Source organism: Micromonospora sp. NPDC047793, assembly GCF_040642635.1.
In the GTDB taxonomy this organism is placed as follows: Bacteria; Actinomycetota; Actinomycetes; order Mycobacteriales; family Micromonosporaceae; genus Micromonospora.
Genome location: NZ_JBEYSG010000004.1, coordinates 365,670 through 391,867 on the forward strand (window position 1 = coordinate 365,670; position 26,198 = coordinate 391,867).

A 26,198-nucleotide genomic window follows, 5' to 3' on the forward strand; every position below is an offset into this window, starting at 1 on the left:
CTGCTCGACGTCGTACCGCGTGGCCGAGGACCGACCCCCGACTCCGGCGACGGACCCGACGAGGCCCCTGCGCGGCCGTCGCCGCAAGCTGCCCCGGCTGAACTGGCTCCTGCAACTCTTCCCGGTGAGCACGATGGTGGTGGCCCCGTACGCCGTGCTCGTCGTCCCGATGGCGGTGCTCAACGGCAATCCGGACCTCGGCTTCATCGTCATGCTGCTGGCCCTGGCATTGCCGGGGTGCCTGCTCGTCGAACTGGCCTTCCTGCGGCGGGTGGGCCGGCGCGGCGAGTGGCAACGCGGCCTGAACCGGGCCAGTGCCGGTCACCCCCGCCTGTTCACGATCGCCCGGGCGGTGACGCTGGGCAGCGTCTCCGCCGACCTCGTCGGCGTCTGGGCCGGTCGTGGCACGATCTTCAGCCAACTCACCGGTGAGGTGGCTTCGTCCCCGGCGGCCATGCTCAGCTCCCTGTTCATGGGCTGGCGGTACCTCGCCTTCGCCCTGCTGGTCGCGAGCCTGCTCGCCGGACAGGCTGGTCGACTGGCCTGCCTGCGCTGGGCGACCTGTCTCATCGGCACCCAGGTGGTGGTGGCGGTGACCACCGCGTTGACCGCTCCCCTGATGGGCTACCTGACCTTCGTGGTGGCGCTGGCGGCGCTCTGCGGGTTGCTGCACACCCGTTTCGTGGTGATCGCTGTCGTCGCGCTGTTCCTGATCTGGCCGACGATGTACGCCGCCCGCAACGAGATCCGGACCGACGGTGGCGTGGCGGTCGACGAGGAGGTCACCTCCGCCGACCGGCTCCGGTTCGACCTGCAGGTGACCCGCGCGAGCGAGTACGACGTGCCGGTCGACATCGAGCGTCCCGGCCCGTCCGAGATCGTGCGGTACGGACTGCTGCCTCGGGCACTCGACCCGGACCGGCCGGCCCTGTCGACCGGCGCGCGGATCAACGAGTATCTCGGTGGGACGTCGACGTCCGCGTACACCTTCCTCGCGCTCGGCACGATCTACTTCCTCGACGGTCCGTGGGGTGTGGTGGTGTTCTACACCGGTTGGGCGCTCGTCGGGGTCCTGCTGCTGCGGGCCGGTGGCCCACCCGGACCGATCCGTCTCGCGCTCTTCGGTTTCGTGGTGGCCAGTCCACTGATGTGGTCGAAGGTCTATCCGGAGTCGATGATCTCGTTCGTCCAGTTCTCCGTCGCCGCGCTGCCGGTGCTGCTGCTCCTGCGGCTGACCCGGGACCGGACGCCGACGTCGGCGCGAACGCCGCGTACCCGGCTCCCGACGTGACGACCCGCGCGGCGTCGCGGCCCGGCCCGCCGGCCGGGAGTGGGATCACCCGGGCGGGCGGGCGGCGGGCGTTCGTCCGGCGCACGGTGGTGGCGCTGTCGGTGAACGGGCTGTCCAGCGTGGGCAACCTGATGGTGTCGGTGTCCGTCGCGCGCGGTGAGTCGCTGTCGAGACTGGGGCAGTTCGCCCTGGCCTTCTCGATCTACGTACTCGTCATCGGCCTGGTGCGGACGGCGGTCACCGAGGCGGTGCTGGCCGCGCGGACCGGGCCGGCACGGCACGAGATCACGCGGGGGACGCGTCGGGCAGGTGCCGTCGCCGTACTGGCCGGGTTGCTCACCGCTGCCACCGGAGTGGTGGTCGGCGCCGACTACCTCACCGTCACCGGCCTGGCTCTGCCGGGACTGGTGGTCTACGACTACGTCAAGGCGATCAGCATCGGTGTCGGCGGTACCCGGGTCGCGCTGGCCCAGGAAGGTGTCTGGCTGGGCTGCACCGCGCTGGCCGTCGGGGCGGCCGTGGTCGCCTCGGTGCCGCCGTTCATGATCTTCGTCTGCTGGGCGTTCTCCGGTGCCGTCATCGGCGTCGTGGTCGCCCTGCGGCTGCGGTACGACGTGGTGCCCGGCTGGGGGCTCGACCGTCGCGGCACCCGCGTGGCCGCCTCCTTCGCCGCGCAGTTCCTGGTCACCACCGGTTCGGCGCAACTGGCTCTGAGCGCGCTGGCCGCCACGGCGGGGGTGGCGGTGGTCGGCGCCCTCGGCGCGGCCCGGACGGTCTTCGGGCCGGTCACCCTGCTGATGACGACGCTCTCCTCGCTGATCGTGCCGTACCTGGCCCAGACACGTCCGGAGACGGGACGGGCCCGGCTGCGGGTGGCCGGTTCGGTCGTCGCGCTGACCGTCGGCGTGATGCTCCCGCTGGTGCTGATGGTGTGCCTGTTGCCGGACGACATCGGGCGGGCCGTGCTGGGCGACAACTGGCACGCGGCCCGTCCGCTGCTGCCGCTGCTCTCCGTCGAGGCGTTGCTGGCCCCCATCGCCCTCGTCGCCTTCGCCGGGCACCGGGTGGCCCACGCCGGTGGGCGCGCGTTGGCGATCGGTGTGGTCCTCGGACCGCTGCGGATCGCGACGATCGTCGCCGGTGGTGTCCTGTTCGGAGCCGGTGGCGCAGCCGGCGCCCTGGCCGTACTCGCCCTGGTCAGCGCCGTGTGCTGGTGGTCCAGCTATCTGCGGCTGGGCGGGCGGAAGGGAGTTGTGCGGTGACCCGTACAGTCGGACTGGTCTGCCTCGGTGAGGCCGGCAACTTCGGTGACGACCTGATCCTGATCGCCGCGGTGGCCGCCGCCGGCGAGGTGGACGAGGAGACCGAGGTGCGATATCTCAGCTTCGGTCGCCCCATCGACTGGACGGCGATCTCGGCCCGGCTCGGTGCCGCACTGCGCCCGCGACCGGTGCGTCCGGGACGGGACCTGCCCGGTTCCCGCCGCAGCGAACTGAGCTTCCAGGGCTGCCACGCGGTGCTGTTCGGCGGCGGTGGTCTGCTCCAGACCAGCCACCATCCGCACACCCCCTACCGGTGGCTGAGTTTCCTGCCCCGACACCTGCCGGCGGTGCCGGTGCTCGCCGTCGGACTCGGACTCGGCCCGCTCAGCGCGGACTGGGAACACCGGCTGCGGGCACTCGGTTCCCCGTTCGACGAGTGCTATCTGCGCGACGGCGACTCGGTGACCCTGGCGGAGCAGCGGCTGGGGTGGCGGGCCCGGCGCTGCCGGGACTTCGTCGACCGGACCTTCCTGGACGGGTTGGGGGTACGCCCCGCGGCCGCGCCCGACCGCCCGAAGGTGCTGGGTGTGGCGCTGCGACGGTGGCCGGGGCTGGACGTGACCGTCACCGCCCGCCACGTGGCCCGGGTCGCCGAGCGGTACGGCGTCGACGCGGTGCGCCTCTTCGTCCTGGAGGCGGGGACCGGGGGACCCGACGTGACCTTCACCGAACAGGTGCGCCGGCACCTGGCCGGCGCAGACGCGACGGTGCTGCCGTACGAGGGCGTGGACCTGCTCGACTTCGCCGCCGCGATGGCCGAGTGCACGGTCGCCGTCTCGATGAAGCTGCATTCGAGCGCGCTCTGGGCAGCCCTGGACGTGCCGATCCTGCCCATCTCGTACGCGCCGAAGACGGCGGCCTTCTTCGACCGTCCCTTCGACGGGCTGCGGATCTACGACCGGGTGCTGCCGCCCGCCGTCGACCCGGACGCGGTGCCACGGGCGGCCGAGGTGGTCGGACCGTGGTTGCGGCGGGCGTTCGCCGGGCGGGTGCCCGGCACCCGCGCGATGTTGAGCACCGGGGACAGGCTCAGGTTCCAGACCTCCGGCACGGCGGTCAACATCTACCGGCGTCTCGGTCGTACGGTCCGGAGCACGATCGGCGCCGGCTCGCGGTAGCCTGCGCCGATCGTCCCGGCCGGACCCGGGCGCTCAGTCGGCCAGGGCGGCGCGGACCCGCTCCACCACCGTCTTGACCTCCGCCTCGCCCAGTTCCGCGTGGGTGGGCAGGTTGATGCCCCGACGGCTGAGGTCGGTGGTCACCGGGCAGTCCGCCGCCGGATCGTGGTGCGCGGGCAACTCGGGGATCGGCACGAAGAAGGGTCGGGTCTCGACTCCGCGCCGGTCGAGCGCGCGGGCCAGCGCGTCCCGCGACGTGGCGTCGCCCTCGGCACCGACCAGGAACGCGGCCATCCACGCCCCCCGGCGTACCCCGGGCAGCACCGGTTGGCGGGTCAGCGCCGGCTCGTCGGCCAACTGCTCCTCGTAGCCGGTGATCACCCGGTCGCGCCGGGCGATGATCTCGTCGGCCCGGTCGAGCTGGGCGCAGAGCAACGCCGCGCTCAGGTTGGTCATCCGGTAGTTGTAGCCCAGCACCGGGAAGTAGTAGCGGCGGTGCGGGTCCATCCCCTGGTTGCGCAGCAGACGCATCCGGTCGGCCAGGGCGTCGTCGGAGGTGGTCACGCAGCCGCCCTCGCCCGAGGTGATCACCTTGTTGCCGAAGAACGAGAACGTGGTGACATCGGCCAGCGACCCGGTGGGATGCCCGTCGAGCGTGGCGCCGAACGACTCGGCCGCGTCGGCGACCAGGAGCAGCCCGTGCCGGTGGCAGAGATCGCGCAGAGCGGGGTAGTCGGCCGGGTGGCCGTACAGGTCGACGGCGATGACCGCCCGGGTACGCGGGCCGATCGCCGCGCGGACGGCGGCCGGGTCGACGCACCAGCTCTGTGGCAGCACGTCCACGCAGACCGCGCGGGCACCGCAGTACGCGACCGCGTTCGCCGTCGCCACGTAGGTCAGTGCCGGGACGATCACCTCGTCGCCCGGCCCGATGCCGGCGGCGGCGAGCGCGAGGTGCAGGGCCACCGTGCCGTTGCCGGTGGAGACGGCGGCGTCCACGCCGCAGCGGCGCGCGAAGCGTTCCTCGAACTCCCGCAGGTAGGGGCCGTGCGACGAGATCCAGCCGCTCCGGATCGCGTCGACGACGTAGCGCTCCTCCAACTCGGTGATGCTGGGCCGGGCGACCGGGAAGCGCTCCGGCGCGCTCACGACACCACCTCCGGATCGAGGGCGGTGGCGAACGCGGACCGGGGCACCGGGCCGGGCTGCCCGTCCGCCGCCCAGCGCAGCACGTCCAGGTAGTCGCGGCCGGTGGCCGCCCAGGTGCGGGTGGCGAGCCGACCGTCGGCCCGGCGGGACGCGGCGGCGTAGTGCGCGCGGTCGTCCGACAGCCGGCGGACCGCGTCGGCCAGCGAGGTCGGGTCGGTGGCCCGGAACACCGCCGCCTGCGCCCCGGTGAACTCCAGTTGGGCCAGCAGCGGTTCGGCGTCGGCACAGGCCACCGGCAGCCCCCAACTGAACGCCTCCAGCATCGTCCCGCTGGCCGCCTCCCAGAGCGAGGGCACCACCACCGCGTCGGCGCGGGCGTAGAGCGCGTTGAGGTCGTCCAGGCTGACGAAGCCGGGGAAGGACACCCGGCCGCGCAGGTCCGGCTGGGCGGCCCGCGCGAGCAGCCGACTAGCCTCGGGCTCGACGAGCGGCCCCGGACAGACCAGGCGGTACTCCGGCAGCAGTGCCATCGCCTCCAGCAGCGTCGCGTGGTTCTTGTGCGTCGCGGTCGACGACGGATAGATGAGCAGGCCCGGTTCGGGTCGGGCGCTCGCGCGCTCCGGCGCGGGCTGGAAGGTGGGCGTCGGGATGAGCACGGTGCGCTGCGCCGCCTCCGGGAACAGGCGCAGCGCCTGCCGGTACGGGTGCGGCCAGGTCACCACGATGGCGCTGGCCCTCGCCACGTTCTCGCGGACCACGGCCGCGTACCCGGGGGAGTGGAAGTCGGCGTGCAGGTGCCGCAGGTCGTGCAGGACGACCACCGACCTGCCGGACCCGGTGGGCGCACAGTGGAACGGGTACAACGTCACGTCCGCGCCCGACGACGGCGGTTCGGAGCGCTGACGCAGCAGGTTGACCGTCCGCCGGACGGTCACCGAGTTGCGGACCCGAGTCGGGGTCCAGCGCCGCAGCAACTGTCCGGCCGGGTTGTCCGACCGCAGCGGCTGGGCCACCTCGGTCCAGTCGATCCGGTCGGTGGGCAGGTGCCCGCGCCACTGGTCCAGGGTGCCGCGCAGGACGGTGACCCGCAGGTCGCAGGAGTCGTCGGCGGCCATCCCGGCCAGCAGGCCGTACGCGAACGCCTCGACACCGGCCGCGTGGCCGGGCCGGATCGGGGTGGCCTCGACGGTGACCCTCATCGGTCCACCCGCACCAGACGTCCCATCCGTTCGTCCTCGAGCAGTTGACGGTCGGCGTCGACCATCACCCGCACCAAATCCCCGAAGAGGGTCTTGGGTGCCCAGCCGAGGCGGCGGCGGGCCTTGCCGTAGTCGCCGATCAGGGCGTCGACCTCGGCGGGCCGGTAGTAGGCCGGGTCGATCTCGACGTACTGCTCCCAGTCCAGGCCCACCTGGTCGAAGGCCGCCTCGACGAACTGGCGGACGGTGTGTCCCTCGCCGGTGGCGACCACGTAGTCGTCCGGGCTGTCCTGTTGCAGGGCCAGCCACATCGCCTCGACGTACTCCGGGGCGTAGCCCCAGTCCCGTACCGCGTCGAGGTTGCCCAGGTAGAGCCGGTCCTGAAGGCCCGCCTCGATGCGGGCGACCGCTCGGGTGACCTTGCGGGTGACGAAGTTCTCGCCGCGCCGGGGGCTCTCGTGGTTGAACAGGATGCCGTTGACGCAGAACATGTCCCACGACTCGCGGTAGTTCACCGCCGACCAGTACGCGTAGACCTTGGCGCACGCGTACGGACTGCGCGGGTGGAACGGTGTCTCCTCGCGCTGCGGGGGCGGCGTCGAGCCGAACATCTCCGAGGAGGACGCCTGGTAGTAGCGGCAGTCGATGCCGGCGGCGCGGACGGCCTCCAGCATGTGCAGGGCGCCGAGCGCGGTGACGTCGGCCGTGTAGCCGGGGATGTCGAAGGAGACCCGGACGTGGCTCTGCGCGCCGAGGTTGTAGATCTCGTCCGGCCGGACGTCGCGGATCAGCGAGGTCAGCGTGGCCGGGTCGGTGAGGTCACCGTAGTGCAGGAACAAGCGGGCGTCCGAGTTGCGCGGGTGCACGTCGATGCGGTCGAGCCGATCGGTGTTGAACGACGACGAGCGCCGTTTGATCCCGTGCACCGTGTATCCCTTGTCGAGCAGGAACTCGGTCAGGTAACTGCCGTCCTGCCCGGTGATACCGGATATGAGTGCCACTCGTGACATTAAGTCCCCTAGTGCTGTGTCGGCGGTGTGGTCGCCTGGCTTTTATAGCGTTTTTCGGGGTCTGGATTTCGTGTTTACGCATACTGTTCGGAAGGTGTCGCCTGCCGCCCTTCGGCAGTCACCGCTAAAGCGTTCGATCGTTGGGCCAAGCAGTCCCGTGCGCCGGCGAGGAGCTGAAGATGGTCAACGACACCACCCCCGTGTCGCAATTCCGGGAAGAACTCTCGGAATACGACGAGAAACAGTTCCGTGTTCTCGTCACGGCGGAGTACTTCGTTCCCGGATGGCGGGCCGGCGGCCCCGTACGCTCGATTTCGGACGTGCTCGCCAAGGCCAGCGACGACATCGAGACGACGATGTTGACCCGCGACCACGACCTCGGTTCGCCCGACCCCTATCCCGGTCTCTCCGGCCGGTGGGCGCGATTCGGCCGCACCAACATCTTCTACCTCGGAGTACGCCGTCCGGCGCACTGGCGACAGCTCTGGCGCGCGTTGCGCACGGTCCGGTTCGACCTGCTCTACGTGAACAGCGTCTGGTCGACCTTCTCCATCCTGCCCATCGTCGCGGCCCGGCTCGGCCTGCTGCGGGTGCGGCGCGTGCTGGTGGCCCCCCGGGGCGAGTTCGGGTCGGCCGCGCTGCGGCTGCACGGCCTGCGCAAGCGGATCTTCCTGGCCGGCTGGCGGTGGATGCTCGGGCAGCCGCGGGTGCTGTGGCACGCCACCACTCCGGCCGAGGCCGCCGACATCCGGCGGGTGCTGCCCCGGGCCCGGATCGGGGTGGTCGCCGTCGCCAGCGGCCCCGAACCGGAGCCGGAACCGGTCGCGCTGCCGCCGACCGCGCGGGCGCGGCTGGTCTTCATCGGACGGATCTCCCCGATGAAGAACCTCGACCTGGTGCTCCGCGCGCTCGCCCACGTGCCGGTGCCGGTCCGGCTGGACGTCTACGGTCCGGTGGAGGACCCGGGGTACTGGCGGCGCTGCCAGGAGCTGATCGCGGCCCTGCCCGAAACGGCCACCGTCTCCTATCGCGGGGAGCTGCATCCCGACCACGTCAGAGAGACCTTCTCCCGGTACGAGGCGTTCGTGCTGCCGACCCGGGGCGAGAACTTCGGCAACGCCATCGCGGAGAGCCTGTCGGCGTACTGCCCGGTGGTCTGCTCCGACCGCACCCCCTGGACCGCCGTGCTGCGTGACGGCGGCGGGCTGGTGCTGACCGAACTGACCCCGTCGGCCCTGGGTGCCCTGGTCACGCAGGTCGCCACCGCCGCGCCGGAGCAGCGGTACGCGGCCCGGGTGGCCGCCGGGGCGGCGTACCGGCGCTGGCGGGCGAGCCTGACCCGGGTCAGCGTGCTCGACCAGGCGCGGCACGTGATCCGTGACCCGGCGTACCGGGTGCCCCCGCAGGGGCGTACGTCCTGAGCCGGTGGCCCTGCCGCCCACCGCACCGTTCATCTGCAAACCGCTGTGAGGAGATGCCCGTGACCCGGGTGATGACCGTTGTCGGGACCAGGCCGGAGATCATCCGGTTGGCCCGGGTGATCGACGCGCTGGACCGGACCGTGGAGCACACGTTGGTGCACACGGGACAGAACTGGGACCCGGCCCTTTCCGACATCTTCTTCACCGAGCTGGGTGTCCGCGCACCGGACCGGTTCCTGCGGGCGGACACCAGTTCGCTCGGCAGTCTGCTCGGTGCGGTCCTGGTCGGCACCGAGGCCGCGATCGCCGAGACGCGTCCGGACGCGCTGCTGGTGCTCGGTGACACCAACAGTGCGATCTCGGCGCTGATGGCCCGGCGGATGAAGGTGCCGGTCTACCACATGGAGGCCGGCAACCGCTGCTTCGACCTGAACGTGCCGGAGGAGACCAACCGGCGGATGGTCGACCACGTCGCCGACTTCAACCTGGTCTACTCCGAGCACGCCCGGCGCAACCTGCTCGCCGAGGGTCTGCACCCCCGGCGCATCCTGCACACCGGTTCGCCCATGCGCGAGGTGCTCGATCACTACCGGCCGCAGATCGACGCCTCCACCGTGCTGGCACGGCTCGACCTGGAGCCCGGCGGCTACGTCGTGGTCAGCGCCCACCGGGAGGAGAACGTCGACCACCCGGACCGGCTCCGACGACTGCTGGACTGCCTCTGCGCCGTCCGCGACGAGTGGGGCCTGCCGTTGCTGGTCTCCACCCATCCACGCACCCGCAAGCGGCTGGAGTCCCTCGCCGTGGACGGTACGCGGCTGGAGTCGATCGCCTTCCACGAGCCGTTCGGCTTCTTCGACTACGTCACCCTGCAACGGCACGCCCGGTGCACGCTCTCGGACAGCGGCACGGTCAGCGAGGAGTCGGCGATCCTCGGCTTCCCGGCGGTGACCCTGCGCGAGTCCATCGAGCGTCCGGAGGCGCTGGACACCGGGGCGATCGTGATGACCGGTCTGGACCCGGCCGGGGTGGTGGAGGCGGTTCGCGTCGTGGTGGCGCAGGCCGCCGCCGGTGCCGCCGGGTGTCCGCTGGACTACCAGGTCCCGGACACCTCACGCCGGGTGGTCGACTTCCTCCTGTCGACCGTGCGCCGCCATCACGACTGGGCGGGCATCCGGCACTGAGGACGGCGTCGGCCGGGCCGGTACGCCGGTGACCACGACACCGGCCGGGACGTCGCGGGTCACGCAGGCCCCGGCTCCGACGACGGCGTCCCGGCCGACCGTCAGCCGGGGCAGGACGGCGGCGGTGGTGCCGACCATCACGCCCTCGGCGAGGCGACAGTGGCCGGAGACGGCGGCCAGCGGGTTGACCGAGACGTAGTCGCCCAGCACCGCGTCGTGCCCCACCGTGCAGTTCTGGTTGAGATGGACGTGTCGGCCGAGGACGACGTTGGTCGTCACGCGCGCGCCGCCGGCCGCGAACAGTCCCTCGCCGACCACGCAGTCCGTGCCGATCTCGGCATCCGGGTGGATCACCGTGGCGGCGGTCAGCCCGTGGTGGGCGATGGCCTCGGCGGTCTCCCGGCGCAGCCGTGGTCGGCCGACGCCGAGCGCCACCCGTGTCCGGGTCGGAAGTTCGCCCAACCGGCGGGTCGGGCCGAGGAAGGGCACCCCGAGACGGTGCACCAGGGCCACGTCGGGCTCGGTGGGGTAGTCGTCGACGAATCCGAGCACCCGCCATCGCGGCGAGTCGGACACCGGCGTGTTGAGTAGACAAATTACCCGATATACCTCACGGCCCATCCCGCCGACTCCTACGATCACTACGTCGGTCGTCACCCGTGGCTCCCTCGCCCGCGGAGAACGCCGGTCGCTCTCCGCCATCTGAACCGTCCCGGCGCGTCGATGGTGACGGCCGTGCCGGCATCCGGCCCCAGGGTCCACTTCGGACCGGACGGCGCGGCTGCGGCCTGCGGTGACGGCATCCGCTCTCTGAAGGTGAGCCACACAGTGACCAAGCTGGTGAGGACCCGTCCGCCCGACGTCGCCGGCATGCCCCGGTCGGCGTCGCGGTCCGCCGTCGAGGCGGCGGGCTACCGGGTCGTCGCGACCGCCGGTGTGTTCGAGCCCGGTTTCCGGGGCGGCGGGCCGATCCGCTCCCTGCGGTACATCCTGGACACCCTGCCGGAGGGGATCGACGTCACCCTGGTCACCCGGGACCGCGACCTGCGCTCACCGGTGTCCTACCCGGGGCTGTCCGGGCGGCTGCTGCACCGCGACGCCCGCGCCGCCGTGTTCTACCTCGACCCGTTCGCCCTCCGGCACTGGGCCCGGCTGCTGCGGCACGTCCGCTCCCGGCCGGTCGACCTGCTCTATCTCAACAGCCTCTGGTCGGCGTTCTCGGTGGTGTCGATCCTCGCGGTCGCCTCGGGCGTGCTGCGCGCCGGGGCGATCCTGCTCGCGCCGCGCGGTGAACTGGCGCCGGCCGCCCTCGACATCAGGTCGCGCAAGAAGCGACTCTTCCTGTCGGTGTGGGCGCCGCTGCTGCGTCGGCTCGACGTGCGCTGGCAGGCGTGCAGCCGGCGGGAGGAGGAGCAGATCCGGGCGGCCGTGCCGTGGGCCCAGGTGATGGTCAACGGCAACGAGTGCGCCGTGCCGGAGGATCCCGCCCCACCCGCCGAGCCGCGCGAGGGGCCGCTGCGACTGGTCTTCGTCGGCCGGATCTCGCCGATGAAGAACCTGGTCACCGCGCTGGAGGCGGTGGCCGGTACGACCCGGCCGATCGAGTTCGACATCTTCGGGCCGGTGGAGGACGAAGAGTACTGGGCACGGTGTCGCGGGATCGTCGAGTCGATGCCCGGACACGTCCGGGTCGCCTACCGGGGCGAACTCCCGGCGGCGCAGGTGCTGGACACCTTCGGCCGGTACGACGCGTTCCTCTTCCCGACGCTGGGCGAGAACTACGGTCACGTGATCGTCGAGAGTCTGGCCGCCGGCTGCCCGGTGATCTGCTCCGACGAGACGCCGTTCAGCGCGCTGATCGCCGAGGCCGGGGGAGCGGTGGTACGCCCCGCGACACCGGCCGCGTTCAGCGCCGTGCTCGATCGGCTCGCCGCCCGGCCGGTGGCCGCTCGTGCCGAGGCGAAACGGCTCGCCGCGCGGCAGTACCGGCTCTGGCGGCGGCAGAACCGGGAACTCCACGTGCTGGAGCACGCCCGTCGGTTCTGCCGCTGATTGTCGAGTCGCCGGGTCCGTCACCCGTACCCGGTCCGGCTCGTTAAGAGGGTGTCCGGCGGTGCGGGCGCGCCCGCCCGTCGCCGCGTACTTCGTCAGGTGAGGACGTCAGGTGTCTCGTCGCGTTCGTACGCTGGTCCAGCGGGTGCGGGACCATCTCGCCGCCACCCGTGACCCGGAGGCGTTCGCCCGTTCCCTCGGGGTGAACCTGACCGGCCGGGTCCGGTTCTATGGGATCAGCCGGGCGATGTTCGGCTCGGAGCCCTGGCTGATCACCATCGGCGACAACGTCTTCATCACCTCCGAGGTGCAGTTCGTCACGCACGACGGCGGCACGCTGATCCTCCGCAAGGAGCACCCGGACCTCGACTGGACCGCGCCGATCGTGATCGGCGACGACGTCTACATCGGGATGCGGTCGATGATCCTCGCGGGGGTCACCATCGGCAACCGGTGCGTGATCGGGGCGGGCTCGATCGTCACCCGGGACATCCCGGACAACACCGTGGCCGCCGGGGTGCCGGCGCGACCGCTGCGGACGACCGACGAGTACCTCGCGCGGTTGCAGGCCAAGTCGTTGGGGATCGGCCACCTGCCGGTGCCCGCCAAACACGAGGCGATGAAGCGGATCTACGGGGTGACCACGGTCTGACGGCCGTCAGGCCCGCCGGTAGGCCACGCGGGGTGGCGGGAACTGGTGTACGCCGCCGACCGTGATCGCGCCCAGGACGCCGGTCACGCCGGACACCTGGTAGCCGTACCGGTCGCCGGACATCGCTGTCCGGTCGGTGCCGATGTTGAGCGCCGTCTCGCCCGCCGCCTCGGCCAGCAGCGTCGGCGCGGTGCTGCCGGTGCCCTGCCAGACGAGTGCGTACCAGTGCCAGCCGCCGGGCAGCATGACCGGCGTGCTCAGCACCGACTCCTTGATCCCGGAGGTGGTCACCGCCAGCGTGCCGAAGTCGGCGATCGGGCCGAGGAGCGCGGGCCGCCCGGTCGTCGGGTCGTGGGCGTACACGCCGTGGCGCAACACGCCGGTGCCGGCTGTGGTCACCTCGACGCAGGCCCGGTCGACCGGCGTCGGCTCGGCCAGGTAAACCGGGTGCAGCAGGAGTCGCTGGAACGCGCCGGTGTACGTGCAGGTCCGGGTCGGACCGGCCAGCGGCAGGAAGTAGCTGCCGACGCCGAGCGTCACGCCGGGCACCTGCGGTGGTGCCGGCGGTGCGGGCTGGGCGCGCCACATGCCGTAACCGGGCGAGACCGGTACCGAGTACGGGATGCCGTCGACGGCGACCCGGTCCGGCACGGCGAGGTTGGTCGGACCGTCCGCGACCAGTCGCCGGTGGAACAGTTCGGGCGCCGCCATCCGGGTCTGGGCGGCCGGGTCGACCCGCTCGATCACCACCACGTCGTGGGTGCCGGTGGAGACGACGATCTCGGTGGCGGTCGAGGGCGGTGCCAGGTAGCGACGGTACGCCGTGCCGGTCACCGAGTCGTTCGGCTCCAACGTCCGTCCCCACACCAGTTGCGGGTAGTTCTTCTTGAGACTGGAGCTGACGAACCAGCACTTCGCCGTGGTGTGCCGGGCCCGCGTCGCCGGCTGCCCGTCGTCGAAGGGCAGCAGTCCGACGGCGATGCCCCACTTCTGCACCCCACCGGAGTCCACCACCCACTGGGTCATGCTGGCGGCCGGTGTCAGCGGGTCCCGCAGCGTGGCCGGGGTGATGTCGGTGAGGACGGTCAGGGTGTCGAGCTTCGCCCAGGTCGACCAGTTGAGTGAGCCGGCGACCCCCACGTTCGCCATGAACTGCCGGCGGCTGCCGCCGGTCGGCACGGTCAGCGCGGAGCACTGGGTGACCCCGGCGTTCAGGGCGAAGCGGCTCAGCGCGGTGACCGTCTGCGAGATCAGCAGCCCGTCCGTGCTCCAGCGGTACAGGTTGTCGATCCGGCACAGCGACGGGATCCGCGACATGATCGTGGCGATCGGCGTGCCGATGTTCGCCTGGGCGGTGTCGATCATCCCCTGGTAGGAGGGGATCAGGTACGACTCCCGGATCCGCAGTTCCTGGCCGGTACGCCGACCGTCCGGCAGCGCCCGACCGTCGAGTTCGACACTGACCACGTGGGTGTGGGTGGCCGGACGGATCTGCACGTCCGGCGTGAGTCCGGTGATCGGCACGGTGGTGCGGTTCGTGGCGCCGGACAGGTGGGTCAGGGGTGCCGCCGGCCGGACCCGCGCGCCCTGGGCGATGCCGTCCACGATCACGTACGGGTTGCCGAAGAGCAGGCTGTTGGCGTTGGTGATGGCGAGCAGGGTGAACACCCGGGTGCCGTCGGTCCACCGGGAACCCACGTCGGCGGTGGTCTTGCCGTGGTTGGTCACGGCGATCTGGTTGCCCACGTTGTACCCGTGGTTGCCGCCCACGTACGACCAGCCGGTGTTGATCGGGCAGTTGTCGTCGGAGGTGTCGTGGATCGGGGTGCCCACGGCCGACGGGGAGGGCCACACCTGGGCGTCGGTCGCCGTCGACGGGACGAGCGTGACCTGCGGCAGGCTGGAGTGCCACATGCCGACCATGCCCAGGGGATAGGCGATGTTCGCCGGCATCAGCACGTCCCGGGTGGCGTCGAAACGCGACCGGACGGTCATCAGGGCGTTGGAACGGTAGACGATCAGTTCTCCCATGGCCGGCACCTCCGCCGTGATGCGTACCGATGATGTCACTGTGCGCCACGTATCCCCTGGTCGGCGGCGCACGGTCGGCTCCCGGACAGCAGTACGGAATTCCGCGAACGCGGGACGCTGACCCAGATGAGTGGATATACATAGCTTCGACATTCATTCGGGGGTTTTGTCAATGCGCATTCTGGTCACCGGCGGGGCCGGTTTCATCGGATCCAATCTGGCCCGCGCCGCGTTGGCGGATCCCGCCGTCAAAGAGGTGACCGTCCTCGACGACCTCTCCGTCGGGCTCCCCGGCAACCTGGACGGACTCGGCGTCGACCTGGTCGAGGGCTCCATCCTGGACCCGGTCGCCCTGGACACGGCGATGGCGGGCCGGGACGCGGTGGTCCACCTGGCCGCCCTGCCGAGCGTGCCCCGCTCCCTGCGGGACCCGGTGGCCTCCCACCACGCGAACGCGACCGGCACGCTGATGGTGCTGGAGGCGGCCCGCCGACACCACGTCGGACACGTCGTCGTCGCCTCCTCGTCGTCGGTGTACGGCACGAATCCCGCGCTGCCCAAGGCGGAGCTGACCTGGACCCGCCCGATGAGCCCCTACGCGGCGAGCAAGCTCTCCGCCGAGGCGTACGCGTTGGCGTACCAGGCGTCGTACGGCCTGTCCACGCTGGCCTTCCGGTTCTTCAACGTGTTCGGGCCCGGGCAGCGGCACGACCACGCGTACGCGGCGGTGATCCCGCGCTTCGTGTACGCCGCCCTGCACGGCGAGCCGGTCGTGGTGCACGGCGACGGCACCCAGTCCCGCGACTTCACCTACGTCGGCACGGTCTGCCAGGTCATCCTGGACGCGCTGCGCCGTCGGGTGCAGCACCCGCACCCGGTCAACCTCGCCTTCGGGGCGCGAGCCACCCTGCTGGAGGTCGTCGACGAGCTGGAGGGCCTGCTCGGGCGGCCGATCGCCCGCGAGTACGCCGCACCGCGCGCCGGCGACGTGCCGCACTCCCTGGCCGACGACGCCCGCCTGCGGGACCTGTTCCCCGACGTGATCCCGGTCGACCGCCTCGACGGCCTGCGCGCCACCGTCGAGTGGATGTCCGGGCGGCGCGACGTCGCTTCCGCCGGGACCCGGTGAACCGGGCGGCGAGCCGGACCGGACCGGGGCGGTCGACCGCCCCGAGCGTCCCGGTCGACCCCGCCACGACGCCGCCCGCCGTCGACACACCGCCCGCCGTCGAGGCACCGCCCGCCGTCGAGACACTGGCGGCGGGTGATCGGGACCGCCGCGTCACGGTCGGCATCGCCACCGCGATGGCGGCGAAGGGGATCGGCCTGGCCGCGCCGCTCGTCGTCACCCCGGCCTGCTTCGGCTACCTCGGCGACCAGCGGTACGGCCTCTGGATGGCGGTCACCGCGCTGACCGGCATGGCCTGGTTCGCCGACCTGGGGCTGGGCAACGGTCTGCTGACCCGGCTGAGCCACCACGTCCACGACGTCCGGGCGCAGGCGCGGGAGATCTCCAGTGCCTTCGCCACCCTCGGCGCGGTAGCCGTGGTGCTGGTCGTCGCGCTGGTGGTGGTCGTACCCACGGTGGGATGGGCCGGGCTCTTCGGCGTGACCGACGCCCGGGTCGCCGCGGACGCCACCACGATGGTGCTGCTCTGCTTCGGGGCCTTCGCCGTCAACATCCCGCTCTCGCTGATCCAGCGGATCCAGTACGCCCGGGGCCAGGTGGTGCAGAGCAACGTCTGGCAGTCGGCCGGTGCGCTGGTGGCGATGGGCGCGGTGCTCGGCGCCATCGCCGCCGGATGGAGTCCGCTGGTGGTTATCGGCTGCGCGGTGCTGGCCGTCCCGCTGACCAACCTGCTCAACACGGTGGCCTACTTCTGGTTCCAGGAGCCCGCGCTGCGGCCCGGTCCGGCCCTGGTGGACCGGGCCACCGCCGTCGGCCTGCTCCGGCTCGGCCTCCAGTTCTTCGCGCTCACCACGATGTCGTCGATCGCGCTCAACATGGACAGCCCGCTCGTCGCGTACCTGCTCGGGCCCGTGGTGGCGGCCCACTACGCGGTGGTCGGGAAGCTCTTCGGCGTACTGTCGATCTTCGTCGGGCTGGTCGGTATGACGATCTGGCCGGTCAACGGCACCGCCCTGGCCCGGGGCGAGGTCGCCTGGGTACGCCGCAACACCCGGCGCATGGTGCTCCTCTACGGTGTCGTCGTCGGTGTCGTCGGCGGTGCGCTGGTCGGCGTCGGCCCCCGGCTGGTCGAGCTGTGGGTGAGCGACATCGACCGCGCCTCGGTGTCGGTCGCGCTCCTGGCCGGGCTGGCCGCCTGGTCCTTCCTGGTCGCCGTCACCTCCCCGTTGATCATGGTGCAGAACAGCGTCGGCCTGCTCCGGCCGCAGTTCGTCGGCTGGGCGACGTTCCTGGTGCTGGCCGCCGGGCTCAAGGTCTGGGGACTGCGGCAGTTCGGGCTCGTCGGCCTGCCGGTCGCAGCCTGCCTCGCGTACGTGCTGACCATGTGGCCGGCGGTGTTCGTGGGCTACCGGCGGGCGCTCGCCGGAGACCGGCCCCGTCGACCGGCCCGACGAGCGAAGGAGCCCGCAGGTGTCCAGCTTCCCGGATGACCCGACGACGCCGGGTACGCGCCGACCCGACCGCCCGTGCCGGGTGCTGCGGATCGTCGGTGAACTGAACTTCGGCGGCACGGAGATGCGCACCGCCGAGTTGCTGCCCCGGCTGGCCGCCGCCGGTGTCGAGGTGCACATGGTGACGCTCAGCGACCGGATCGGCCCCGGTCCGCTGGCCGAGACGGTCACCCGGCACGGCGGCACGGTCACCCCGGTCGCACTGGACGCGCACTTCGTCCCGCGCCTGGTCGGGCTGCTGCGGCGGTGGCGTCCGGACGTGGTGCACGTCGACTGCGCCAACTTCTCCGGCGTACCGCTGGCACTGGCCCGGCTCTGCGGCGTACCCGTCCGGGTGGCGCACTTCCGGGGCGACGACAACGTCCGCCGCAGCCTGCGGCGGCGCGTCTACCGGCGGCTCTGCGGTCGCCTGCTGCGGCACAGCGCCACCGACATCCTCGGCGTCTCGCCCAGTTCGCTCACCTTCGGCTACGACCCGCGGTGGCAGCACGACCGGCGTTGCCGGGTGGTGCTCAACGGCCTCGACCTCGACCGGCTGCGGGCACCCGGCCGCGACGACCTGCGGACGCTGGTCGGTGCCGAACCGGGCGCCCTCGTCTGCGTCAGCGTCGGGCGTGCCTCGCCGGAGAAGCGGCGCTGGCTGCTGCCGCCGATCCTGGCCGAGCTGCGGTCGCTGGGCGTGCCGGCGCACGCCGTCCTGGTCGGTCCCGGCGACGGCGCGGACGACGACGCACGGGTCCGCGCCGAGGCGCACGCCGCCGGCCTCGCCGACCGGGTGCACCTGCTCGGTGCCCGGGACGACGTGGGTCACCTGCTGCGTCAGGCCGACGTGGTGGTGCACCCCTCCTGCCTGGAAGGGCTGCCCGGGGGAGTGCTGGAACCCGTCGCGCTGGGCGTCGGCACCGTCGCGGCCGACCTGCCCGGGGTGCGGTTCATCGAGGCGCACCTGCCCGGCGTGACGGTCGTCGACACCGACGCGCCGCCGAGAGTCTGGGCCGAGGCGGTGCGGACCGCCGCCGCGTACACCGCGACGACGACACCGCAGACGGCCGCCGCGCGCTTCACCGACAGCGTCTTCGCCATCGACGCCGCACTCGCCGCCCACCTCGCCATCTATCGACCTCAGGAACACCCGACAGCGCAGCGGAGCCGGCAGACCGCCGGCTCGGAACGGTGATCGAGATGAACGACAGGATCCTGGTACGCGGCCCGGAGCAACGCCGTCCGGCGACCACCCGGGTACGCCCGGTCCGGCCACTGCTCGTCGGCGCGTACGCCTTCCCGTACGGCGACGCCACCTCCAACCGCCTGCGGCAGCTCGCCCGCAGCGCCGCGCCGGAGGGGGAGCGGACCCTGGTGGTGAACGACTGGCCATGCGAGGTCCCCTTCCCCGGCCCCTTCGGCGACGTCGCCGGCATCGACCTGATCACGCTGCGCGTCCGGGGCGGCAACCGGCTCACCCGGATGGCGGCCCGCCTCGCCCGACCGGTACGCGTGCTGCGTGCCCTGCGTCGCGAGGGTGTCGACCGCGACGACGTCGGCGTGGTGCTGCTGCCGATGGCGATGATGACGCTCGGCAACTGGGCGGTGCTGCGGCTCGTGCTGCGCGCACCGGTGGTGGTGGACGCCAGCGAACGCCACGACCGGCACCAGTTCGCGCATGGCTGGCTCACCCCGTACTTCGTGCGGCACCGCTGGTCCACCTTCCTGACCACCCGGCTGGTGCGCCGGGCCACGGCGGTGACCGGTGCACTCGCCGACCACCTCGGCGCGTACGGCCTCGACGTGCTCGTGGTGCCGCCGCAGGTGGACTGTGCCGAGTTCGCGCCACCCCGGACACCGTCGCTGGCCGACGGGCTACGGCTGCTCTACGCCGGCACCCCGGGTCGTAAGGACATGCTCGACGTGATCGTGCGCGGCATCAGCCGGCTCGCCCCGGCGGACCAGCGGCGGGTGAGTCTGACCATCGCGGGCATCACCCGCGAGCAGGCCGCCACCGGGTCGGACCTGGACCCGGCGCTGCTGGACCGGGTCGCCGCCGAGGTGACCTTCCTCGGCCGGGTGCCCCGCGACACCGTGTTGACGCTGCTCGGCGGCGCGCACTTCTCGATGCTGGTCCGGCCCACCGGCGGGTACGCCGCGCACGGCTTCCCGTCGAAGGTGCCGGAGAGCCTCGCCGCCGGGTGCCCGGTGCTGCTCAACCACACCAGCGACCTGGCCGCGTACGTGCGGGACGGCGTCGAGGGTCTGGTGCTCGACGGGAACGGTCCGGACGACGTGCGTCGCGGGATCGAGCGGGCGCTTCGCCTGCGGGACGAGGACTGGACGGCGATGAGCCGGGCCGCGCTGTCCCGGGCCCGTGAGTCGTTCGACCACCGGGCCTGGCAGTCCCGGGTCACCGCGTTCCTGACCGCCGAGGGCCGTCGCTGATCAGCCGGGAAGCCCGGCCGGTGCCCGCCGGCCGGGCCGGGTGCGTACGCCCTCGGTGACACCGGCCTTCTCGTCCGGGTCGGCGGTGGGCCGGTGCAGCAGGGCGGCGACCGCGAGCCAGAACACGTACGGGTACGGCTGCCCGGTGCCGAAGATGGCCGACTCGGTCAACTGCACCATCACCCCGCTGACCACGAGCCAGACCAGGCCCGAGTTGGCCCCGCGCACCGGTGCGCGCAGCGCGCCGCGCCCGGCGGCCAGCAGCAGCGCCACCAGCGGGACGACGGCGGTGAGTCCCAGCTCCAGCAGCAGTTGCAGGTAGCTGTTGTGCACCACGCTGACGCCCGCCCCGAAGAACTCGTCGTAACTGGCGAGTTCGAACAGGTGGTTGCGGGACGCGTACCCGAAGCCCAGCGTGGGCCGGTTCTGCCACCACAGGTCGACGGTGGCCTGCCACATCTCGGTGCGGCCGTTGGACAGGTCGGCGCCCTCGGGATCGGTGAAGCGCAGCACGATCCGCTGCATCCACGGCGCCGAGAAGATCACCGGCAGCAGGTTGAACAGGTGCGCCACCAGCAGTGTCGCGGCCAGCGCCGTGACGGTGCGGACCACCGGCCCGAGCCCGTGCCGCAGCAGGACCCAGGCGGCGCCGACGAGCACGGCGACGATCGCGGTCCGCGACTGCGACAGCAGCAGGCAGACGCCGGCCGGCAGGACGCCGAGCAGCAGGACGGGCCGGCGGTACTCCTGGTAGACCGCCCAGCCCAGCGGGATGGCCAGGGCGCACACGATCCCGAGCATGTTCGGGTTGTTGTAGATGCCCTGGAACCGCTGGCTGCTGGACAGCGCGGCGGTCAGCACGCCGCCGCTGACCCCGTACCCGAGGCTGACCAGGGCGGAGACGCTGAGGACCAGGTAGACCGTCCGCAGGTCGGCCAGCATCACCCCGCGCGCGGACCACCGCCTGCGCACCAGTACGTGCACCAGGGCGGCCAGCAGCACCAGGGCCACACCACGCTGGAAGGTCTCCATCGGGACCACCGACCAGACGGTGCTGAGCGTGGCGAGCCCGGCGACCGACCAGAGCGCGACGACGAGGACGCCGGTCCACGGCGCGAGCCGGACCGGGGCCCGGACCGGCCGGCACAGCCCCCACACCACCAGGGCGGCGACCGCGGCGTAGCGCGGATAGAAGCTCAGCTCGACCAGGGCCGGGAGGTCCGACGAGGCGCAGACCAGCAGCGCCGTGGTCAGACCCAGCAACCACCGCCAGCCGTCCACCCGACGGACCAGGGCGACCAGCAGGAGAAGCAGGGTCAGTCCGATCGCGACCAGCGGGGCGTCGACCGCGACGAGGGTCGTGACCACGACGAGTGCCGCCGCCCCCGCGACGACGCCCCACTGGGCCAGACGGTTCAACACGTGGTGTCCTTCGGTTCGCGGCCGGCCCGCGCACCACGCGGCCGGCGGGTCGTCCTCGTCCGCCGTCAGACCCGGATGCCGGGCCGGTCCGTCGACGCCTCGGTCCAGCGGGTGCGGGCCGCGTGCATGGCCCGGACCATCTCCGGCCAGTCCGGCGGCCGGTAGCCGGTGGCTCCGGCGAGCGCGTCGGCCCGCATCGAGCGGTCGCAGACGAACCCGTCGTCCGGCACCAGCTCACCCGGCCATCCGTACACGTCGGCGACCAACCGCAGCAGGTCGTGCTTGGTGATCGGGTTGGCCGCGACGTGGTAGAGCCCGGTCAGGTCCTCGCGGGGCAGCACCACGGTGCGCAGCAGCCGGGCGAACTCGACGGTCGTCACGCCGGTGTAGACGGCCCGGGTGAAACCGCGTACCTGGCCCCGTTGGGCGAGGAACCAGTCCACCAGGGAACGGTGGGTGGCCAGCTCGTGCCCGACGATCGAGGTGCGCAGGGTGAGCGCGGACGGCCCGGTCGCCTCGCCGAGCAGCTTGGACCGCCCGTACAGGTCGGGCGGATCCGGCAGGTCGTCCTCGGCGTAGCCACCCCGTCGACCGGAGAAGACACAGTCGGTGCTGACGTGCACCAGCCGGGCGCCGAGGTCGGCGCAGGCGTCGGCGAGCAGGTGCGGCAGGAGCGCGTTGAGCGTGACGGTCGGCACCGCCTCCTGCACGTCGGGCCGCTGCTTGATGACGCCGACGCAGTTGATCACCACGTCCGGCCGCAGCAGGTCGAGGAAGCGGCGGACCTCGGCGAACCCGGTGGCGTCGACACCCGTGGTGATCCGGTCGCGCAGGTGCGCCGGGAACCACCCCGCGTCGTCGTCGACGCGCCGGGCCAGGCCGTGCACGTCCAGGTCGGGGTCCTCGCTCAGCTCGCGCAGGAGAGCGTGGCCGAGCATGCCGGTCACCCCGACCACGAGTACCCGCCGGGTGGCCGGGCGCGACGCGGCGTCGGCCTGGTCGCGCCGCCGGGGCACCCGTTCCGTCGCGCCGCCGCCCGCGACCGGGTCGGCACCGCGCCGCTCGGTCATGCGGGTACGACGGCGGCCGCCGCGGCCTCGAGCTGCGCCCGTACCTCGGGCAGGGTCCGCAACAGCGCCTCGATCTCCGGTACGGAGAGCCGGCGGGCGTTGTGCGAGTGGAAGTCGGCCAGCGCGCCCCGCTCGACGTTGCCCTCCTCGAAATAGAGGGCGTAGTTCAGGTCGCGGCTGTCCACCGGCACCCGGAGGAATTCCCCCAGGTCCTCGGCGTGGGCGAGTTCCTCCCGGCTGGCCAGGGTCTCGTAGAGCTTCTCCCCGTGCCGGATGCCGAGCACGTCGAACTTGGCGGGCACCCCGAACAGGTTGCACAGGGCGGTGGCCAGGTCGCCGATGGTGCAGGCGTCGGCCTTGCGGATGAACACGTCGCCCGGCTGTCCGTGGCGGAAGGCGTGCTCAACCAGGTCGACCGACTGCGCCAACGACATCAGGAAGCGGGTCATCGACGGTTCGGTGACGGTCGGCAGCGCGCCCCGGCGGATCTGCTCGATGAACAGCGGGATGACCGAACCGCGCGAGTACATCACGTTGCCGTAGCGCACACAGCAGACCCGGGTCCGGGCCTGTGCGTTGTTCCGGGCGTGCGCCTGGGCCACCTTCTCCATCAGGGCCTTGGTCATCCCCATCGCGTTCACCGGGTAGACGGCCTTGTCGGTGCTGAGCAGCACCAGCGTCTCGACGCCGACCCGTTCGCAGGCCTCGACCACGTTCGCGCTGCCGAGCACGTTCGTGCGCAGCGCCTCCAGCGGAAAGAACTCGCAGGACGGGACCTGCTTCAGGGCGGCGGCGTGGAAGACGAACTCCATGCCCCGGGCAGCCTTGAGCACACTGTCGTAGTCGCGGACGTCACCCACGTAGTAGCGGACCCGGTCGTCGCGCAGACGGTGCCGCATCGCGTCCTGCTTGGATTCGTCGCGGCTGAGGACCCGTACCTCGGTGGCGCCGGCGTCGAGCAGCCGGGAGACCATCGTCTGGCCGAATGACCCGGTGCCACCGGTAATCAGAAATCGCCTGTCCGAAAGCGAGGAAATCACATCTGGCCCTGCCTGTTCCCTGTCGAGTGTTCCGCGGTGAGTCGGGACAGCATCCACCGGCGAACATACCGATTCACGAACTGGTCCGGGTCGGCTTTACCGAATTTGAAAAGGAGTCTCGTTCGGATTTCCGGAGTGGGTGGATCAAAGCGAGCGCCATTCATTCCACCGTACGGTCCGAACCGCGCGCCACAAAATGTGAAAGCGCGATCCGGTGCAGTGGAGAATGATATGCGTATCGCATGCCAAAAGTTGCTCTCCATGCGACGCACACGCGTGCCGGGGCTCCCGGCGAGGCCAGCGACCGGCGCGGAATCGCCGAGGACCCGGCGCTCCGGCGACCCTACGACCGGTGGAAGCGGCTGCTCGACGTCGTGGGCGCCCTCCTCGTCCTGGTCCTGGGCGCACCGTTGATGGCCCTGGTGGCCCTCGTGGTGCTGATCGCCCACGGTCGGCCGGTGCTGTTCCGGCACAAGCGGCCCGGCCTGCACGGCGAGCTGTTCGAGATGGTCAAGTTCCGGACCATGCGGCACCCCGACCCGGACCGGGGGCTGGTCACCGACGCGCAACGCCTGACCCGGGTCGGCCGCTGGCTGCGGGCCAGCAGCCTGGACGAACTGCCGGAGTTCTGGAACGTGCTGCGGGGCGAGATGAGCGTCGTCGGCCCCCGCCCGCACCTGGTGCAGTACCTCGACCTCTACAGCCCGGAGCAGGCCCGCCGACACGACGTACGGCCCGGCATCACCGGGCTCGCGCAGGTCCGTGGCCGCAACGCGCTGGAGTGGCAGGCCAAGTTCGCCCACGACGTCGAGTACGTCGACCGGTGCTCCTTCCTGCTGGACCTGAAGATCGTGCTGGCCACCGTCTGGGTGGTGGCCAGCCGCCAGGGCATCTCCGCGCCGGGGGCGGCCACCTGGCACGAGTTCACCGGCAATCCACCACAGTCGTCGGTCTCCGAGGCGGATCCCGCGTACCGCCGATGAACCGGGTCCTGCTGCTCGGTGCCGGCGGGTTCCTCGGGCGGCACGTCCGGGCCCTGCTCGCCGCGCACGCCGACGTCCGGGCGCCCGACCGGATGGCCTGCGACCTGGTCCGCATCGAGCTGCCGGCGCTGATCGCGCTGCTGGCCCGGGAACGGCCCGACGTGGTGGTGGCCGCCGCCGGCCGGATCGTCGGCTCCGGGTACGACTTCGTGCGCGCACACGTGCTGGCCACCGCCAAGCTCGTCGAGGCGATGGCCGAGGCCGTACCGGCGGCCCGGCTGGTCCGGATCGGGTCGGCCGCCGAGTACGGTGCCGTGCCGTACGGCCTCGCGGTGTCCGAGGACCACCCGTGCGCGCCGGTCAGCGAGTACGGGCTCAGTCACCTGACCGCGACCCGGCTGGCGGAACTGGCCGGTGCGGCCGGCCGGGTCGACACGGTCGTGCTGCGGGTCTTCAACCCGGTCGGACCCGGCATCCCCGCAGGCAACGTGCTCGGTCGGGTCACCGGGCTGATCAGGTCGGCGCACGCCGCCGGGGACGACGGGATCGCGCTGGGCCTGCACGACACGTACCGCGACTTCGTCGACGTGCGGGACGTGGCGTCGGCGGTCCTGGCGGCGGCGCGCAGCGCGCCCACGACCGACCGCGTCGTCAACGTCGGCAGTGGCCGGGCGGTGGCCGTCCGCGACGTGGTCCGCCTGCTGGCCGAGGTGGCCGGGTTCACCGGTGACATCCGGGACGGCGGCTTCGCCGCCGACGCCGGGCGCTCCGCCACCGTGCCGTGGATGTGCGCGGACACCACACGTGCCGGGCGGGTGCTCGGCTGGGCGCCCGCGTACGACCTGCGCGAGTCGCTGACCGCGCTGTGGCGCACCGACGGTGCCGCGCCGCCGGTACGCCCGCTGGCCCAGGTGGAGACGGGATGAGGCACATGCGGATCGGCCTGCTCACGCAATGGTTCGACCCGGAGCCCGGCCCGGCCGCACTGCCCGGGATGCTCGCCACCGCCCTCGCCGGCCGGGGGCACGAGGTGCAGGTGCTCACCGGCTTCCCCAACTACCCGACCGGGCGGCTGGCCCCTGGCTACCGGATGGCCCGCCGCCGGGACGAGACCGTCGGCGCGACCAGGATCCGGCGGGTCGCGCTCTATCCGAGCCACGACCGTTCCGCGCTGCGCCGGGTGGCCAACTACGGCTCCTTCGCGGTCTCCGCGCTGGCCTCCGGCACGCCGGTACTGCGCGGGCTGGACGCGCTCTGGGTGGGCAACTCGCCGATCAGCGTCGCGCTCCCGATGTGGTTCGCCCGGTACGCGCACCGGGTGCCCGTGCTGCTGCACGTCCTCGACCTCTGGCCGGACAGCGTGGTGGCCAGCGGCTTCCTCGGCACCGGGCGGCTGTCCCGGACCGTCGAGCGGGGCATGGCCGGCTGGTGCGACGCGATGTACCGCAGCGCCGCCCGCGTCGCCTGTGTCTCGCCCGGCGCCGTGGACCTGCTCGCCGGTCGTGGCGTACCCCGGGAGAAGCTGCGGCACATCCCGATGTGGGCCGACGAGACACCCCGGCCCCGCGCCGGTGATCTGCGCGCGGAGCTGGGCCTGCGACCCGACCAGGTGGTTCTGGTGTACGCCGGTGCGCTCGGCGAGGCACAGGGGCTGGACTCGCTCGTCGACGCCTGCGCCCGGGTGGCCGACCCCCGACTGGTCTGCGTGATCGCCGGCTCCGGCACCACCGAGGAACGGCTGCGTCGCCGGGCCGAGGAACTGGGCGCGGCCCACGTGCGCTTCCTCGGGCAGTTGCCCCGGGAGCGGATGCCCGCGCTGATGGCCACCGGCGACGTGCACTACGTGAGCCTGCGGCCGGGCGGCATGTCGGCGTACACGATGCCGAGCAAGGTGCAGGCCACCCTGGCCGCCGGACGGGCGCTGCTGGTGGCCGCCGAGGGCGACGCCGCCGACGTGGCCCGCGACAGCGGAGCCGGGATCACCGCCCGGCCTGGCGACCCCGACTCGATCGCCGCCGCGCTGCGCGAACTCTGCGGCCTGGGCCGGGAGAAGCTCGACCTGCTCGGGCAGGCCGGTCGGCAGCACTACGAGCGGGTCTTCTCGGTCTCCGCCGGCGCCGAGCGGGTGGAGCGGGCGCTCTCCGAGGTGGTCGACACCCACCGACGCTGAGAGGGTCGGCGTCG

General features: G+C 72.3%; 22 protein-coding genes. 14 read left to right on the forward strand and 8 right to left on the reverse strand.

What is annotated here, in order from left to right; all coding sequences use genetic code 11:
• Positions 1-19 precede the first annotated feature (19 nt).
• Genes ABZ738_RS11740 through ABZ738_RS11750 form a run of 3 tightly spaced genes read left to right on the forward strand, consistent with a single transcriptional unit; the run spans position 20 to position 3,731 of the window.
• The gene (locus tag ABZ738_RS11740) at positions 20-1,291 is read left to right on the forward strand and encodes a hypothetical protein (RefSeq protein ID WP_357212603.1); all 1,272 of its coding nucleotides are present in this window, start codon (positions 20-22) and stop codon (positions 1,289-1,291) included.
• Complete coding sequence (locus tag ABZ738_RS11745; RefSeq protein ID WP_357212605.1) at positions 1,288-2,553, forward strand: hypothetical protein; 1,266 nt, start codon at positions 1,288-1,290, stop codon at positions 2,551-2,553. Before ABZ738_RS11740 ends, ABZ738_RS11745 begins: the two co-directional genes overlap by 4 nt.
• Positions 2,550-3,731 carry a polysaccharide pyruvyl transferase family protein gene (locus tag ABZ738_RS11750; protein WP_176093208.1) on the forward strand — a complete coding sequence of 394 codons (1,182 nt, stop codon included), beginning with the start codon at positions 2,550-2,552 and terminating at the stop codon, positions 3,729-3,731. The genes ABZ738_RS11745 and ABZ738_RS11750 overlap by 4 nt, the downstream gene beginning before the upstream one ends.
• Positions 3,732-3,764: 33 nt before the next feature.
• On the opposite strand, the gene ABZ738_RS11755 is transcribed toward ABZ738_RS11750, so the two are convergent.
• Genes ABZ738_RS11755 through gmd form a run of 3 tightly spaced genes read right to left on the reverse strand, consistent with a single transcriptional unit; the run spans position 3,765 to position 7,089 of the window.
• Complete coding sequence (locus ABZ738_RS11755) at positions 3,765-4,880, reverse strand: DegT/DnrJ/EryC1/StrS family aminotransferase (RefSeq protein WP_131052494.1); 1,116 nt, start codon at positions 4,878-4,880, stop codon at positions 3,765-3,767.
• Complete coding sequence (locus ABZ738_RS11760) at positions 4,877-6,079, reverse strand: glycosyltransferase (RefSeq protein ID WP_357212608.1); 1,203 nt, start codon at positions 6,077-6,079, stop codon at positions 4,877-4,879. Before ABZ738_RS11760 ends, ABZ738_RS11755 begins: the two co-directional genes overlap by 4 nt.
• A complete protein-coding gene (gmd, locus tag ABZ738_RS11765; RefSeq protein WP_131052496.1) occupies positions 6,076-7,089 on the reverse strand; it encodes a GDP-mannose 4,6-dehydratase in 1,014 nt (337 codons plus the stop codon). Before gmd ends, ABZ738_RS11760 begins: the two co-directional genes overlap by 4 nt.
• Before the next feature lie 179 nt (positions 7,090-7,268).
• Here gmd and ABZ738_RS11770 point away from each other — a divergent pair, with 179 nt between their 5' ends.
• Positions 7,269-8,510: a glycosyltransferase gene (locus ABZ738_RS11770; RefSeq protein WP_131052497.1), complete on the forward strand. Its 1,242-nt coding sequence runs from the start codon at positions 7,269-7,271 to the stop codon at positions 8,508-8,510.
• Between the two features lie 53 nt (positions 8,511-8,563).
• Complete coding sequence (gene wecB / locus ABZ738_RS11775; RefSeq protein ID WP_236145662.1) at positions 8,564-9,694, forward strand: UDP-N-acetylglucosamine 2-epimerase (non-hydrolyzing); 1,131 nt, start codon at positions 8,564-8,566, stop codon at positions 9,692-9,694.
• Here wecB and ABZ738_RS11780 read toward each other — a convergent pair.
• Positions 9,623-10,351 (reverse strand): NeuD/PglB/VioB family sugar acetyltransferase, encoded by a 729-nt coding sequence (locus ABZ738_RS11780; RefSeq protein ID WP_131052499.1) that lies wholly within the window; start codon positions 10,349-10,351, stop codon positions 9,623-9,625. The two genes, wecB and ABZ738_RS11780, sit on opposite strands and share 72 nt — an antisense overlap.
• 171 nt (positions 10,352-10,522) lie before the next feature.
• On the opposite strand from ABZ738_RS11780, the gene ABZ738_RS11785 reads away from it, so the two are divergent.
• Positions 10,523-11,746 (forward strand): glycosyltransferase family 4 protein, encoded by a 1,224-nt coding sequence (locus ABZ738_RS11785; RefSeq protein ID WP_357212611.1) that lies wholly within the window; start codon positions 10,523-10,525, stop codon positions 11,744-11,746.
• 112 nt (positions 11,747-11,858) lie between these two features.
• Positions 11,859-12,398: an acyltransferase gene (locus tag ABZ738_RS11790; protein WP_131052501.1), complete on the forward strand. Its 540-nt coding sequence runs from the start codon at positions 11,859-11,861 to the stop codon at positions 12,396-12,398.
• A gap of 6 nt (positions 12,399-12,404) precedes the next feature.
• Here ABZ738_RS11790 and ABZ738_RS11795 read toward each other — a convergent pair whose 3' ends face one another.
• On the reverse strand, positions 12,405-14,429 hold the full coding sequence (locus ABZ738_RS11795) for a hypothetical protein (RefSeq protein WP_176093212.1): 2,025 nt from the start codon (positions 14,427-14,429) through the stop codon (positions 12,405-12,407).
• A gap of 172 nt (positions 14,430-14,601) precedes the next feature.
• On the opposite strand from ABZ738_RS11795, the gene ABZ738_RS11800 reads away from it, so the two are divergent.
• Genes ABZ738_RS11800 through ABZ738_RS11815 form a run of 4 tightly spaced genes read left to right on the forward strand, consistent with a single transcriptional unit; the run spans position 14,602 to position 19,499 of the window.
• Positions 14,602-15,558: an NAD-dependent epimerase/dehydratase family protein gene (locus ABZ738_RS11800; protein WP_131052503.1), complete on the forward strand. Its 957-nt coding sequence runs from the start codon at positions 14,602-14,604 to the stop codon at positions 15,556-15,558.
• A complete protein-coding gene (locus ABZ738_RS11805; RefSeq protein WP_357212614.1) occupies positions 15,555-17,048 on the forward strand; it encodes an oligosaccharide flippase family protein in 1,494 nt (497 codons plus the stop codon). Before ABZ738_RS11800 ends, ABZ738_RS11805 begins: the two co-directional genes overlap by 4 nt.
• Entirely contained in the window at positions 17,029-18,246 is a 1,218-nt protein-coding gene (locus tag ABZ738_RS11810; RefSeq protein WP_357212616.1) for a glycosyltransferase, read from the forward strand. The genes ABZ738_RS11805 and ABZ738_RS11810 overlap by 20 nt, the downstream gene beginning before the upstream one ends.
• 5 nt (positions 18,247-18,251) lie before the next feature.
• Positions 18,252-19,499 carry a glycosyltransferase gene (locus tag ABZ738_RS11815; RefSeq protein ID WP_176093215.1) on the forward strand — a complete coding sequence of 416 codons (1,248 nt, stop codon included), beginning with the start codon at positions 18,252-18,254 and terminating at the stop codon, positions 19,497-19,499.
• Here ABZ738_RS11815 and ABZ738_RS11820 read toward each other — a convergent pair whose 3' ends face one another.
• The 3 genes from ABZ738_RS11820 to ABZ738_RS11830 all read right to left on the reverse strand — a co-directional run bounded on the left by ABZ738_RS11820 (position 19,500) and on the right by ABZ738_RS11830 (position 23,088).
• Positions 19,500-20,921, reverse strand: coding sequence for an O-antigen ligase family protein (locus ABZ738_RS11820; protein ID WP_131052507.1), 1,422 nt, complete (start codon positions 20,919-20,921; stop codon positions 19,500-19,502).
• A gap of 65 nt (positions 20,922-20,986) precedes the next feature.
• Positions 20,987-21,991 (reverse strand): SDR family oxidoreductase, encoded by a 1,005-nt coding sequence (locus ABZ738_RS11825; RefSeq protein ID WP_357212618.1) that lies wholly within the window; start codon positions 21,989-21,991, stop codon positions 20,987-20,989.
• Positions 21,988-23,088, reverse strand: coding sequence for a polysaccharide biosynthesis protein (locus ABZ738_RS11830; protein ID WP_357212620.1), 1,101 nt, complete (start codon positions 23,086-23,088; stop codon positions 21,988-21,990). The genes ABZ738_RS11825 and ABZ738_RS11830 overlap by 4 nt, the downstream gene beginning before the upstream one ends.
• A 185-nt stretch (positions 23,089-23,273) precedes the next feature.
• On the opposite strand from ABZ738_RS11830, the gene ABZ738_RS11835 reads away from it, so the two are divergent.
• Genes ABZ738_RS11835 through ABZ738_RS11845 form a run of 3 tightly spaced genes read left to right on the forward strand, consistent with a single transcriptional unit; the run spans position 23,274 to position 26,184 of the window.
• On the forward strand, positions 23,274-24,014 hold the full coding sequence (locus ABZ738_RS11835) for a sugar transferase (RefSeq protein ID WP_131056611.1): 741 nt from the start codon (positions 23,274-23,276) through the stop codon (positions 24,012-24,014).
• Positions 24,011-24,940, forward strand: a complete 930-nt coding sequence (locus tag ABZ738_RS11840; RefSeq protein ID WP_357212622.1) for an NAD(P)-dependent oxidoreductase — start codon at positions 24,011-24,013, stop codon at positions 24,938-24,940. The genes ABZ738_RS11835 and ABZ738_RS11840 overlap by 4 nt, the downstream gene beginning before the upstream one ends.
• Positions 24,937-26,184 carry a glycosyltransferase family 4 protein gene (locus ABZ738_RS11845; protein WP_357212624.1) on the forward strand — a complete coding sequence of 416 codons (1,248 nt, stop codon included), beginning with the start codon at positions 24,937-24,939 and terminating at the stop codon, positions 26,182-26,184. Before ABZ738_RS11840 ends, ABZ738_RS11845 begins: the two co-directional genes overlap by 4 nt.
• Positions 26,185-26,198: the final 14 nt, after the last annotated feature.

Excerpts from the sequence above, each read along its gene's own strand:
- ABZ738_RS11760 (WP_357212608.1), bottom strand. The coding sequence starts at position 6,079 with ATGAGGGTCACCGTCGAGGCCACCCCGATCCGGCCCGGCCACGCGGCC.
- gmd (WP_131052496.1), bottom strand. The coding sequence starts at position 7,089 with ATGTCACGAGTGGCACTCATATCCGGTATCACCGGGCAGGACGGCAGT.
- ABZ738_RS11770 (WP_131052497.1), top strand. The coding sequence starts at position 7,269 with ATGGTCAACGACACCACCCCCGTGTCGCAATTCCGGGAAGAACTCTCG.
- wecB (WP_236145662.1), top strand. The coding sequence starts at position 8,564 with ATGCCCGTGACCCGGGTGATGACCGTTGTCGGGACCAGGCCGGAGATC.
- ABZ738_RS11795 (WP_176093212.1), bottom strand. The coding sequence starts at position 14,429 with ATGGGAGAACTGATCGTCTACCGTTCCAACGCCCTGATGACCGTCCGG.
- ABZ738_RS11800 (WP_131052503.1), top strand. The coding sequence starts at position 14,602 with ATGCGCATTCTGGTCACCGGCGGGGCCGGTTTCATCGGATCCAATCTG.
- ABZ738_RS11815 (WP_176093215.1), top strand. The coding sequence starts at position 18,252 with ATGAACGACAGGATCCTGGTACGCGGCCCGGAGCAACGCCGTCCGGCG.
- ABZ738_RS11825 (WP_357212618.1), bottom strand. The coding sequence starts at position 21,991 with ATGACCGAGCGGCGCGGTGCCGACCCGGTCGCGGGCGGCGGCGCGACG.
- ABZ738_RS11835 (WP_131056611.1), top strand. The coding sequence starts at position 23,274 with ATGCCAAAAGTTGCTCTCCATGCGACGCACACGCGTGCCGGGGCTCCC.
- ABZ738_RS11840 (WP_357212622.1), top strand. The coding sequence starts at position 24,011 with ATGAACCGGGTCCTGCTGCTCGGTGCCGGCGGGTTCCTCGGGCGGCAC.
- ABZ738_RS11845 (WP_357212624.1), top strand. The coding sequence starts at position 24,937 with ATGAGGCACATGCGGATCGGCCTGCTCACGCAATGGTTCGACCCGGAG.